At 30.2% G+C, this 13,238-nt stretch carries 13 protein-coding genes; 2 read left to right on the forward strand and 11 right to left on the reverse strand.

The genetic code is table 11. The features are described from left to right. Positions 1-38 precede the first annotated feature (38 nt). On the reverse strand, positions 39-1,373 hold the full coding sequence (locus tag CLV86_RS00210; RefSeq protein ID WP_121048228.1) for an exonuclease domain-containing protein: 1,335 nt from the start codon (positions 1,371-1,373) through the stop codon (positions 39-41). Between the two features lie 24 nt (positions 1,374-1,397). Continuing rightward, positions 1,398-1,829, reverse strand: coding sequence for a DUF2452 domain-containing protein (locus tag CLV86_RS00215; RefSeq protein ID WP_076733418.1), 432 nt, complete (start codon positions 1,827-1,829; stop codon positions 1,398-1,400). 193 nt (positions 1,830-2,022) lie between these two features. Between CLV86_RS00215 and hemN the strand changes: the two genes are divergently transcribed. Further along, a complete protein-coding gene (gene hemN, locus CLV86_RS00220) occupies positions 2,023-3,387 on the forward strand; it encodes an oxygen-independent coproporphyrinogen III oxidase (protein ID WP_121048231.1) in 1,365 nt (454 codons plus the stop codon). Positions 3,388-3,438: 51 nt separating this feature from the next. Here hemN and CLV86_RS14170 read toward each other — a convergent pair whose 3' ends face one another. The 9 genes from CLV86_RS14170 to CLV86_RS00260 form a co-directional block, all read right to left on the reverse strand. Further along, complete coding sequence (locus tag CLV86_RS14170; protein WP_170148495.1) at positions 3,439-3,588, reverse strand: hypothetical protein; 150 nt, start codon at positions 3,586-3,588, stop codon at positions 3,439-3,441. 28 nt (positions 3,589-3,616) lie between these two features. Continuing rightward, positions 3,617-4,324: a sulfite exporter TauE/SafE family protein gene (locus CLV86_RS00225; protein WP_121048234.1), complete on the reverse strand. Its 708-nt coding sequence runs from the start codon at positions 4,322-4,324 to the stop codon at positions 3,617-3,619. Next, a complete protein-coding gene (locus CLV86_RS00230) occupies positions 4,325-4,771 on the reverse strand; it encodes a FixH family protein (protein ID WP_121048236.1) in 447 nt (148 codons plus the stop codon). It abuts the gene before it with no gap. An 18-nt stretch (positions 4,772-4,789) separates the two neighbouring features. Beyond that, positions 4,790-6,211, reverse strand: a complete 1,422-nt coding sequence (gene ccoG / locus CLV86_RS00235; RefSeq protein WP_121048239.1) for a cytochrome c oxidase accessory protein CcoG — start codon at positions 6,209-6,211, stop codon at positions 4,790-4,792. A gap of 39 nt (positions 6,212-6,250) precedes the next feature. Then, entirely contained in the window at positions 6,251-7,234 is a 984-nt protein-coding gene (locus CLV86_RS00240; RefSeq protein WP_121048242.1) for a cbb3-type cytochrome c oxidase N-terminal domain-containing protein, read from the reverse strand. A gap of 2 nt (positions 7,235-7,236) precedes the next feature. Then, complete coding sequence (locus tag CLV86_RS00245) at positions 7,237-7,431, reverse strand: cbb3-type cytochrome c oxidase subunit 3 (RefSeq protein WP_076733412.1); 195 nt, start codon at positions 7,429-7,431, stop codon at positions 7,237-7,239. 5 nt (positions 7,432-7,436) lie between these two features. Further along, complete coding sequence (gene ccoN / locus CLV86_RS00250; RefSeq protein ID WP_121048245.1) at positions 7,437-9,635, reverse strand: cytochrome-c oxidase, cbb3-type subunit I; 2,199 nt, start codon at positions 9,633-9,635, stop codon at positions 7,437-7,439. A gap of 11 nt (positions 9,636-9,646) precedes the next feature. Beyond that, the gene (gene ccoS / locus CLV86_RS00255; RefSeq protein ID WP_076733410.1) at positions 9,647-9,853 is read right to left on the reverse strand and encodes a cbb3-type cytochrome oxidase assembly protein CcoS; all 207 of its coding nucleotides are present in this window, start codon (positions 9,851-9,853) and stop codon (positions 9,647-9,649) included. A 93-nt stretch (positions 9,854-9,946) separates the two neighbouring features. After that, positions 9,947-12,355 carry a heavy metal translocating P-type ATPase gene (locus CLV86_RS00260; RefSeq protein ID WP_121048248.1) on the reverse strand — a complete coding sequence of 803 codons (2,409 nt, stop codon included), beginning with the start codon at positions 12,353-12,355 and terminating at the stop codon, positions 9,947-9,949. 184 nt (positions 12,356-12,539) lie between these two features. Here CLV86_RS00260 and CLV86_RS00265 point away from each other — a divergent pair, with 184 nt between their 5' ends. Beyond that, on the forward strand, positions 12,540-13,229 hold the full coding sequence (locus tag CLV86_RS00265) for a Crp/Fnr family transcriptional regulator (protein ID WP_121048251.1): 690 nt from the start codon (positions 12,540-12,542) through the stop codon (positions 13,227-13,229). Positions 13,230-13,238: the final 9 nt, after the last annotated feature.

Genomic DNA, 13,238 nt, shown 5'->3' on the forward strand with positions numbered 1-13,238 from the left:
TTATGCCGAAAATATTGTGTTTATATTTTATTTAATAATTATTTTAAAAGTACACTGCGTAAAATACCTTGTACATCGCTATTATCTTTTTGTTTTATTAGATAATTTTCAAGTTCATCCTCGTGTGTAATTTGTTCGTTTTTATCTATAAAACCGTAGCCTAGGTATGTTCCGTTTTTTATAATTACAAAGGCTTCTTCATTATCATTTCTACCTTTTTCTTTTAAAATTTTATCTTGACTATCATTTACAATTTCACATATTGCATTAGTAACTCGTTCGTTATATATGTTTACATCTTCATTGCCTTTACAAATGCCCTTACAGTTTTTAATAGAAAAGTGAGAACATTCACTAACACCTTCTTGTAAATGGCAAAATTTAGGACAAAGATTAAATTGTTCGCAAATACGTTCTAAAAATAATCTTGCTTCGCGTAAACTGTAGAACGTAATTATAGGATTTGGTGTTGCTTTGCTATTATTAATAGCAATATGCATAATATTATTTCTGTCTTGATAACTAAAAAGAGAAAAACCTTTTGGAGCTCGTTTTGCTACTTTGTTATATTGTGGGAAATGTTGTTTTATGGCTGCATCTTCCATTAATAAAGCAATAAGTTCACTACCAGAGAGTTCAAAATCTATGTTTCTAGTTTCACGAACCATATTTAAGCTTTTTTGTGCTTTACTGTAAAAATGACTAAGCACTCTTTTTTTTATGTTTTTAGCTTTACCAACGTAAATTATTTCGTTTTTTTTATTTTTAAAATAATAAATACCTGTAGCATTTGGTAATGCATTAAAAACTTCTTTTGGTAAGTTAGGAGGTAAGGTAGCTTCTTTACTATTTTTATTTAAAAAATTACTAAAAACATTCTCTGCATTGTCTTGAGCTTGTAATTTTTTAAATAACGTAACTGTTGCTTCTGCATCGCCATGCGCTCTGTGCCTTCCATTTATATTTATGTTTAAATCTTTAGAAAGTTTTCCTAAACTATAGCTTTTATGGCCAGGTAAAAGCTTACGACTAAGTCTTACAGTACATAATTTTTTTCTTGTAAAATCTATATTAATAGATTTAAATTCGTTTCTAATTACGTTATAGTCGAAATTAACATTATGGGCAACAAAAATGGTGTCTTTAGTAATTTCTAAAACTTGCTGTGCTATTTCATGAAATTCTGGAGCATTTGCTACAGTGCCGTTATCTATTCCTGTTAAAGCAGTAATGTGTTCTGGTATATAGCAGTTTGGGTTTACAAGTGAAGTAAACTCATCTATAACTTTATTTCCATCGTATTTAAACACCGAAATTTCGGTAATACGATTGGTTCTTCCAGAAGTTTCAACGTCTATTATTGTGTAATGCAATGTGTTTTTTTAGCTAGAAATTAATTATTCTTCTCTTAATTTATTTGTTGTAGTATCAATTTTTTTCCACATGTGCTCTGATGTTAAATAAAAACTACCTATAAAATTAAAATTACATTCTGTAGGCGAGATTATAGATAAAAAGGGCTGTCCATTTTTGTCTTTATAGAGGTGATAGGTTTCACCAAGAATTGGTTCAAAATTAAATTTGGCATTATAAACTAGGTTATTGTATTCTAATTCTTCAATTATTTTATCGTACTCGGCTTTAATTTCTAAATACCTGGCTTTTAATTGTTTATTAGCTTTAATAACATTTTTATTTTTCCAGGTTATATTTTCTTTAACGTGTATTGCAGGAGCGCCAACATTTGTAGCATACGGTTTTAAAGCAGCGTCATATTGTTGTGTTTCTTGGTTAAAAACAACGTTATCTGGTTTTTTTGAATCAGACATTTTTTCTTTTTTTTTAGCCTTGTAAAGATAATGGTTTAAAGATTTATAATGAAATATATTAACCATAGTTAGTTTCTTTACGGTATTTAATAAAACTATAATTTAATTTTAAATACAACCATTTTTTTGAGATGACATAAATCATCTTTTAAACTTTAATTACTCTATAAATTTGTTTAAAAATTTTAAATAAATGAATAGCTCTTTAATAGCAAAATATAATGTTGCAGGCCCAAGATATACTAGTTATCCTACAGTTCCTTATTGGGACAATAATTCTTTTTCTTTAAAACGTTGGAAAGCTTCTTTAAAGAAAAGTTTTGATGAAACTAATAGTACTAATGGAGTAAGTTTATACATTCATCTGCCTTTTTGCGAAAGCATGTGTACCTTTTGCGGTTGCCATAAACGTATAACAAAAAATCATAACGTAGAAATACCATATATAGAATCTTTAATTGCAGAATTTAAGCTATATAAAGACTTTCTTGGAGAAACACCAAACATTAAAGAACTCCATATTGGAGGAGGAACTCCAACTTTTTTTAAACCAGAAAATATAACTGTTTTATTAAACGCAATTAGTAGAATTGGAAAATTTAGCAATTATTGTGAATTAAGTTTTGAAGGGCATCCCAATAATACAACAAAAGAACATTTAAAGATGTTTGCAAGTTTTAAATTTACACGAGTAAGTTATGGTGTTCAAGATTATAATTTAAAAGTACAAAAAGCAATACATAGAATCCAACCTTTTGAAAACGTAAAAAATGTAACAGAATATTCTAGAGCGGAAGGATTTACATCTATTGGACACGACATTATTTTTGGGTTGCCATATCAAACTATAGAAGATGTTATTAATACCATTAATAAAGCAATAACATTAATGCCAGAGCGTATTGCTTTTTATAGTTATGCTCATGTACCATGGATAAAAGGAAATGGACAAAGAGGTTATAATGAAAAAGACTTACCTACTGCAACACAAAAAAGATTACAATACGAAAAAGGAAAACAAATGCTACTTGAAGCAGGTTATTTTGAAATAGGCATGGATCATTTTTCTTTATCAACAGACTCATTATACCAAGCACATAAGAACAAAAAATTGCATCGAAATTTTATGGGCTATACAGTAACAAATACTAAAGTTATGATTGGTTTAGGCGCTTCTGCAATTAGTGATAGTTGGTATGGTTTTGCTCAAAACGAAAAAGGTGTTGAAAGTTATAAATCACTTGTTAATGAAGGTGTAATACCAGTTTTTAGAGGACATATTTTAAATGAAGAAGATTTAATTATTAGAAAGCACATATTAAATCTCATGTGTAAATTTGAAACCTCTTGGAATGATGCTACTTTATGTTTTAACGAACTTCCAGATGTACTTATAAAGCTAAAAGAATTAGAAAAAGACGGGCTTATTAAAATAGAAGCTAAAAGTATTTATGTAACAGAAAAAGGAAAACCTTTTGTTAGAAATGTGTGCTTGCCTTTTGATAGGCGATTACAAAGAAATAAACCAGAAACTCAAGTTTTTTCTATGACTGTTTAAAGCATAAATACTTAAATAAAAAATGGATAGTAGAAACTATCCATTTTTTTATTAATCTTTTTTAGAAGTTTCTTTATTTTTTTTGTCTCCTTTTACCATGTTTATTACAACAAGAGATAACACAATACATACAAGTGCAAATACACCAATTAAAGTTGCTCCCATTCCCCAATCGACTAAAGGTATTATATAAGTTTTCATTATTATTTAGTTTAAATTATTACATTTTTTAGTGACATTTGTATTCTGCAGTTACTTGTTCTACAGTTACCATATTAGACGGAGATAAATATGGGATACCTAAACCTAAACCTCTAAGAATAAAAAATAAGCCAATAATTATTACAAAAACAGGTATTAATTTTAATACACGCTGCTTTACTGTTGCTGTTAAAAAATTGCCTAAGTAAATAGCAGTAGTCATAAGTGGTATAGTTCCTAAACCAAATAAAGCCATATATAAACTACCTTGAAGAGCATTACCTGTTGCTAAAGCACCAAAAATAGCCATATAAACAAGTCCGCATGGTAATAAACCGTTAAGATAGCCTATGGTAAAAAAAGTACTAGGATTCTTTTTTTTCAAATTAGCTCCCATTTTGTTTTTAACTTTACTTACAAGTTTATAAATAGGTTTAGAAAAATTATAACGATTAAAAATTTTTGTAGGAATTATAATTACAATAATCATTAACAATCCTATTGCGATAGATAACTGTTGTTGTAGCCCAAATAAATTAAGGCTTTTACCAACAATTCCAAAAATTAGACCTAATGCGCTGTATGTTAGTATACGGCCAAAGTGATAGCTTAATAATTGTAATATGCTTTTAGTTTTATTTTTTCTGTCTAAAGGCAATAAAAAAGCAATAGGGCCACACATACCAACACAGTGGAAGCTTCCTAATAAACCAAATAATATTGCCGAGATTAACATTTAATACGTTATTTCTTTTTTATACAAATAGTGTTTGTCTTGGTAAACCCAATCTATAATAATGTTCCAACGGCCATCTAACATCTTATTGTCAGGTATGAGCAAATGAGAAGACGTTAATTTTAACTCAAGGTCAAAATCTAGTTTTTCGTTAGATGGCCTATATAGGAACACTTTACCTATAATTTTTGACGGTTCTAATTCCTTAGGAAATATTAATAACCATCCATCATTTGTTTTTTTACTTATAATTTTCTCTTTTAAATTATATGTGTTTGTTTCTGCATCAATTTCTGTTTGATATAACATTTCCTTTGCATAATATTCTTCGGTAACTAAATCGAAACTAAATTTCTCGTTAGTGGTCATTTTAATAACTAGAAATAGAATAAAGCTCATAAAAGCAGCTATACCTATAACAATTCCTGTTCCCCAATTCCATTTCATAATTTTTCGGTTTTATAATTAATTATAACTTCTAGGTCCTAAAAATGCTGTGGTAGTGGTTTCTATTAATTGGTCTCCACTATAAATACCTATTTCTATTCTATCTTTATCTCCTTCAAGAGCACTTGCATTAACTTCTACAAAAAGAGTACCTTCAGCAAAAGCTTTTGCTTTAACTTTAAATCCATCATGAGCTACTAATTTTATATTTCCTTTATGTGACAATATTTTAAAACTTACATTTTCGATATCATCTACTGTTTTATTTACTAATTTAAAGGTGTACACATTACTAATCATGTTTCCTGCTTTATGTTCGTATAATTGTCCAGGAAGTCTTAGAATATTTGCTTCTACATCATTACGTAAAAAAAGCATGCCTATTAAAACTGCAATTAAAATTCCTAATACGGCTGTGTAACCTTTTAAACGAGGAGTAAATTTAAATTTCTCTTCTTTTTCAATATTAGCTTCACTAGCATAGCGAATAAGACCTTTTGGTAAGTTTACACTTTCCATTATATGATCGCAAGCATCTATACAAGCTGTACAGTTTACACATTCTAATTGTGTACCATTTCTTATATCTATTCCTGTTGGACAAACATGTACGCATTGAAAACAATCTATACAATCTCCTTTACCAGAAGCTGGTCTATCTTCATTTTTTTTAAATTTAGCACGTCCGGTTTCTTTTTCACCTCGTTTATGGTCGTAAGCAACGATAATAGATTTATTATCTAAAAGTACACCTTGTAATCTACCGTACGGGCAGGCAATTATGCATACTTGTTCTCTAAACCAAGCAAAAACAAAATAGAAAACTCCTGTAAAAATGAGTAAGGAAATTAAGGTACTTAAATGCTTTAAAGGCCCTTCGTAGATATATCGCATTAATTGATTGCTACCAATCAAGTAAGCTAAAAATACATTTGCAATTAAAAATGAAATTATAAAAAAGATACTCCATTTTAAAACGCGCTTTTTTATTTTTTCGGCATTCCATGGCATTTTTTGAAGTCGGATTTGTTTGCCTCTGTCTCCATCTATCCAATATTCTATACGTCTAAAAACCATTTCCATGAAAATAGTTTGTGGGCAAACCCAACCGCAAAATAAACGGCCAAATGCTACTGTAAAAAGAATAACGAATACCACACCAATAATCATCATGATTACAAATAGATGAAAATCTTGTGGCCAAAATGGGAACCCAAAAATATTAAAACGGCGTTCTAATACATTAAACATTAAAAATTGATTGCCATTAATTTTAATAAATGGAGCAGAGAACAAGAAGGCTAATAATACATAACTAACATATTTTCTGTATGTATACCATTTGCCATCTGGCTTTTTAGGGAATACCCATGCACGCTTACCTTCTTTGTTTAGTGTGCCAATAGTATCTCTAAAATTATCTCGACCTTGCTCTGCCATTGTGCTATTAATTACTCTTTTTTACTAGATTTTTCGTTTTTAATTTTTTATTACATCATCTGTAACTGGTTGATTTTCTATAAGTATTTTTACCTCGGTATTTGTGCTGTCTATAATTTCTACTTTTACTTCTTCTACTGGAGCATTTGGATCTATCCAAATTTCTCCTTCCGGATCTTTTGGCTCTGCAGGTGTAGTACCATGTAAACTTAAAACGTAACTAGCTACCTGTGCCATTTCTGCTGGTTTAAGATCTGTTTTCCACGAAATCATACCTTTTCCAGCACGACCACCTTCAGATATTGTATGGAATACGTTTTTAATACCACCACCTAAAATCCAGTAATCGTCTGTTAAATTTGGTCCAATACCGCCACCACCATCGGCTTTATGGCAAGCTACACAGTTGGCTGTAAAAATGTTTTGTCCTGCTTTAATATCTGAAGGATCTGTTAAAATAGTTACTGTATTAACATCGACTAAATCTTTTGCAGTTTTTTTCCATTCTTCAATTACAATTTTAGCTTCAGCAACTGCTAAATCGTATTCTTCTTTTTGGTTGTAATCGTTTACAATTTCAAAACGCACCCAATATATTGCAGCAAATATTATTGTAGCATAAAACATATAAACCCACCATGGTGGTAAATTGTTATCTAATTCTTTAATACCATCGTAGTCATGATCTAAAATTATTTCATGTTCTTCTTCAATTCTTTTTGTACCTAAAGATTTTTTATAAGTTTCTCTAATCCATTTAAATTGATTTTTTCTTTTAATAGCTTGTTGAGATAGGTAAGTTGCTTTTTGCTCTTCTGTAAGCGTTTTAAATAATACGGTTTTTAAAGCTTCTATACATATTTCAAAGGCGATGGCAAATAACATTGCTGTTCCAATAATGGCCCAAAATACAGGTTGAGTAAGCATTGCCCATTCTTCTCCAGTGTTATAAACCCATTCAATTAAAATTATGGCTAAAACAAAAAAGAGTAATAGTCTTAATAATGATGCTGTAGTTTTCATATTTAATCGTCGTTATTAGTATTAATGGTGTCGTCTTGAAGCGGAATATTACTAACCGTTTCTATATGCGATTTTTTAGCTGTAAAAACCCACAGAAATAATCCTGCGAAAAAGATGAAGAATATTAAAAGTGATATAATAGGATATATTTCTACTCCATCTATTTGTTCTAAATTTCCTTTTACAAATTTAAACATGGCTATTATTGATTTAGTGCAGTTTCGTTTGCGTTTTTAATTTTAATATCTGTTCCTAAACGTTGTAAATATGCTATCACAGCGACAACTTCACGATTGCGCATTTCTACAAAATCTTCTCCATTTTCCTTTGCATATTTTTTATCTGCCTCATAAGTTTTTGCGAAATCTGGATCACTATAAAGGTTTTTTTCAATTTGGGTACCTTGTTCTGTCATCCATTTTTGAGCTTTAGAAATATCTTCTTTGGTATATGGTACACCTAAAGTTACCATAGCTTCCATTTTTGCTTCTGTTAAACTTTTATCAAGCTTGTTTTTAATTAACCATTTGTATGATGGCATAATTGAACCTGATGAGGTGCTTTGAGGGTCGTAAAAGTGATTTAAATGCCAATTATCACTATATTTTCCACCAACACGTAGTAAATCTGGACCGGTACGTTTACTTCCCCAAAGAAATGGATGATCGTAAACATATTCTCCTGCTTTAGAGTATTCTCCATAACGCTCAACTTCACTTCTAAAAGGTCTTACCATTTGTGAATGACAGCCTACACAGCCTTCTCTAATGTATATATCTCTACCTTCAAGTTCGAGTGGAGAATAAGGCTTAACACTTGATATAACAGGTATATAATCATCGACAATTAATGATGGAACAATTTGTACCGCTCCACCAATTAAAATTGCTATTGTAGCATAAATAGTTAATTTAACTGGGCGTCTTTCTAACCATGTATGGTAACCTTCTTTATTTGTGCGTTTTTTAGTTACTTTTTGTAATGGAGCAGATTCTGCAAACTCATCTGTTACTTTTACACCAGAACGCGCTGTCATAATAACATTATATACTCCAATTAGAGCTCCTGTAATAAATAAAGTGCCTCCAATGGCACGCATCCAGTACATTGGCATAATTTGCGTTACAGTTTCTAAAAAGTTTCCATAAGTTAATGTACCATCTGGATTAAACTGTTTCCACATAGATGCTTGTACAAAACCTGCAACATATAATGGTAAAGCATATAAAATAATACCTAAAGTACCTATCCAAAAATGTACGTTGGCTAACTTAAGCGACCATAGTTTTGTTTTAAATAATTTTGGTACCATCCAATAAATCATACCAAAGGTTAAGAAACCATTCCATGCTAATGCACCAACGTGAACGTGTGCAATAATCCAATCGCTAAAGTGTGCTATAGCATTTACATTTTTTAATGATAACATCGGGCCTTCAAATGTTGCCATGCCATATCCAGTAATAGCCACAACCATAAATTTAAGAACAGGATCTGTACGTACTTTATCCCAAGCACCACGTAAGGTTAATAACCCATTAATCATACCTCCCCAAGAAGGAGCAATTAACATAACTGAAAAAGCTACACCTAAGTTTTGTGCCCAATCTGGAAGAGCAGAGTATAATAAATGGTGTGGTCCAGCCCAAATGTAAATAAAGATTAAAGACCAAAAATGTACAATAGATAGCCTATAAGAATAGACAGGTCTATTAGCAGCTTTAGGTACATAGTAATACATTAAACCTAAAAAAGGTGTTGTTAAAAAAAACGCCACTGCATTATGCCCGTACCACCATTGTACTAATGCATCTTGAACACCTGCATAAGCAGAGTAGCTTTTAAATGCACTTACAGCTATTTCCATACTATTTACAATATGCAAAACAGCAACAGTTACAAATGTTGCTAAATAAAACCAGATAGCAACGTATAAATGACGTTGTCTTCTTTTAAGAATAGTACCAATTAAATTAGCACCAAATACAACCCATATTAATGCAATAGCAATATCAAAAGGCCACTCTAATTCGGCATATTCTTTAGACGTAGTGTAACCTAAAGGTAATGTAATAGCAGCACCAACAATAATGGCTTGCCATCCCCAAAAATTAAGATTACTTAACCAGTCTTTCCACATACGTGCTTTTAACAAACGTTGAGTAGAGTAGTAGACACCAGCAAAAATAGCATTACCAACAAAGGCAAAAATTACTGCGTTTGTATGTAATGGACGTAAACGTCCAAAGCTTAGCCAAGAAATACCATCTGTAAGGTTAGGAAACAAGAACATAAAAGCAAGTAATAAACCTACTGACATGCCTACAATTCCCCAAACGAGTGTAGCGATAATGAATTTGCTAACGATTTTATTATCGTAATAAAATTTTTGTAATTCCATAGTTACTTTAGTTATTCTTTATATATAATTGGTTTTATGTTGTCTTTAGACTTTGTTTTTTTGTTTTTCTCTTTAACGATTTCATCCTCAAAAAGCATTCTTACAGAAGGTGTATACATGTCGTCATACTGTCCACTTTTTACAGATACTATAAAGACTGTAAAAAATATTAATGCTACTAAAACACTAATTGCTAAAAGCATATAAATAATACTCATACCTTACCTGAATTATTTTGTAAAATTAGCGCTGTTGAGGTTTAAAAAAGATGACAATTATCATGTTTCAAAGTTTATTTTAAATAGTTTTAGTTAATTAAGATTAATTTTTTTAGGCAGTAGTTTTTTTCCAATGTAATAGGTAGCTAATGTTGTGAAAACAACAATACTTATAGAACTTAAAGGCATTAAAATGGCTGCCACAACAGGTTTTAAATGACCTGTGATAGCAAAACCTAATCCAATTAAATTATAGATTAAAGAAAAAATAAAAGCGTATTTAATAATTGTAATACCTTGGTTTGAAAGCGATAAAAAATTTGGTATATCTTTAAATTTTGAAGCATCTAAAATACCATCGCAAGCTGGAGAAAAAATGTTTACGTTTTCTGAAATTGAAAAGCCAACATTACTTTGAGCTAAAGCTCCTGCATCGTTAAGTCCATCTCCTAGCATTAATACGTTTTTTCCGTTTTGTTGCTGCTGTTTTATGTAGTTTAATTTGTCTTCTGGTTTCTGATTAAATAATAATGTTGTGTTTTTTGGCAATAATTTTTTAAGATGTTCTTTTTCGCCATCATTATCGCCTGAAAGAATTACTAGATTATAATTTTTTTTAAGTGTGTTAAATACTTCCTTAACACCATCTCTGTATTCATTATAAAACACATAACATCCTTTATATTTATTGTTATTGCTAATATGAATAGCTGTACGTTGTTGTGCTTTAGATTGTGAAATTTCATTTTTGTTCTCAACATAACCAAAGGAACCCACTTTAATCTCTTGATTGTTAATTTTACCGGTAATACCTTGTCCTATATCTTCTTTAAAAGTATCTAAAGGTTGAATATTATTTTTATCTAAAATAGCATATAGAGATCTGCTTAATGGATGGTTTGATGCTCTAAGCGTACTTGTAAGTAATGTCTCTTCTTCTTCGGTAAGAGAAATACCTTTATAAGTTATTGTATTTTTAGTATTTGTAGTAAGCGTTCCTGTTTTATCAAAAACAACAGTGTCTATATGCGCTAACTGCTCTATAACCGCACTGTTTTTAATGTAGAGTTTATTACGTCCAAAAATGCGTAACAAATTACCTAATGTAAAAGGAGCAGCTAAAGCAATCGCGCAAGGACATGCTACAATTAAAACCGATGTAAACACATTTAAAGCAATATATGAGTCTATAAATAGCCATACAAAAGTTGCTATAAATGCTATAAATAAAAGGCTTAATGTAAAACGCTTACTAATACCATCTGTTAAAGATTGAAAATGACTTTGCTTATTTTTACTAAAAATCTCGTTAGACCAAAGTTGTGTAAGATAGCTTTGCTCTACAGGTTTTAAAACTTCTACTTCAATAGATCCAGCTTGTTGTCTTCCTCCCGCAAATAAGTGTTCTCCAGATGTTTTTGTAATAGGTTCTGCTTCGCCAGTAACAAAACTATAATCTATTAAAGCATTTCCTTTTATTAATATTGCATCTACAGGAAGCAGTTCTTCATTTCTAATAAGTATTCTATCTCCTTTTTTAAGCTCGTAAACTTGAGCTTGTTCTTCATTAATTGTAAGATTATTTTTTATTAGTCGTGTTACTGCAATTGGGAAATAAGATTTGTAGTCGCGCTCGAAAGATAAAAATGCGTAGGTTTTTTGCTGAAAAAATTTGCCTAGTAATAGAAAAAATACCAAGCCCGACATACTGTCAAAAAAACCTGTTCCATAGTCGAAAATAATTTCTATTGTAGATCTTATAAATAAAACAGAAATACCAATGGCTATTGGTACATCGATATTTAATATTTTAGAACGTAATCCTTTGTAAGCAGAAATAAAATAATCTTGACCTGAATATAATGCAACTGGTAAGGCAAATGCAAACATTAACCACCTAAAGACAGGTTTAAATTTATCTAACCAAAATTCGTTAACCTCGAAATATTCTGGAAAGGAAAGAAACATAATGTTGCCAAAAGCAAAACCAGCAACACCTAGTTTATAAATTAAACTTCTATCGGTTTTTTTACTTTTTTTAGTTGCATCATCTAGAGAAATGTATGGTTCGTAACCTAATTTAGATAATAATACAACTAAGTTTTTAAGTGTAATTTCTTCAGAAGAAAAAGTAATCCTTACCGTTTTTTTAGGAAAATTTACTTGTGCCGTTTTTATTGCTGGATTAAGTTTGTTGAGGTTTTCTAAAACCCATATACAAGAACTACAATGTATTGTTGGAATTAATAATGAAACTACTTGTGTACCTTGCTCGTTAAACTCTAAAAGTTTAGAGGTAATTTCTTTATTTTCAAGAAAATCAAATTTTCCTTCTTTAAAAAATGGAGTAGTACCTGGAGACTGTTCTATATCATAATAATAAGATAAATCGTTATCATTTAAAATATCGAAAACAGTTTTACAACCGTTACAACAAAAAGATTTATTGTGATGATTGATTACTGTTTTGCACTCATCTCCACAATGGAAACAATTTTCCATAATTATATTATTTGCTCACACCAATTAATCTCTATTAATTAGTATTGTTATACCTAATACAAAGGTCTTTAAATAGTAAACCCTAAAAAATGACATTTGTCATTTTTTACTTAGATTTATAGAGGTATTTATTATATATCGTGAATAGATTTACGTATCTTTAGCAGTAGAAAAATTAGAAAGAATGCATGGTCGTTGTGAGAATTGTATAATTAGAGAATTAAACTCGTTTAAAGCTTTAAAAAAGGAAGAATTAAAGCGAATTTCGGATAGTAAAGTTTCAAAAATTGTAAAAAAAGGAGAAACTTTATTTGCAGAAGGAGAGAAGCTTAACGGCGTTTTTTGTGTACGAAGTGGTGTCTCTAAATTGTCTAAAATGAGTAACAATGGTAAAGACCAAATTGTAAAAATTGCTACAAAAGGAGAGGTTTTGGGACAACGTTCTGTAATTTCAGACGAATCGACTAATTTAAGTGCTGTTGCATTAAATGATATGGAAGTTTGTTATATACCCAAACAACATCTTCAAGAGAGTTTAAATAACAATGTAGAATTTACAAAAGCTGTATTAGTGCATATTGCCAGCGATTTAAAGTTTGCAGATAATATAATAGTTAATATGGCACAAAAAACGGTTAGACAACGTGTTGCCGAAACTATTAAATATCTTGAGGATAATTTTGGTAAAGATAACGAAGGATATATTTCTATAACGCTTACACGAGAGGATATTGCTAATATTGTTGGTACGGCAAAAGAAGCATGTATAAGAACGCTATCTTCATTTAAAAAAGAAAATTTAATTGCTACTGATGGAAAACGCATTAAAATAGAAGATAAAAAAGCCCTCTATCGTTTAATAGAAGGCTTTTAAAATTTTAAA

Source organism: Lacinutrix venerupis, from assembly GCF_003663945.1.
GTDB lineage: Bacteria > Bacteroidota > Bacteroidia > Flavobacteriales > Flavobacteriaceae > Lacinutrix > Lacinutrix venerupis.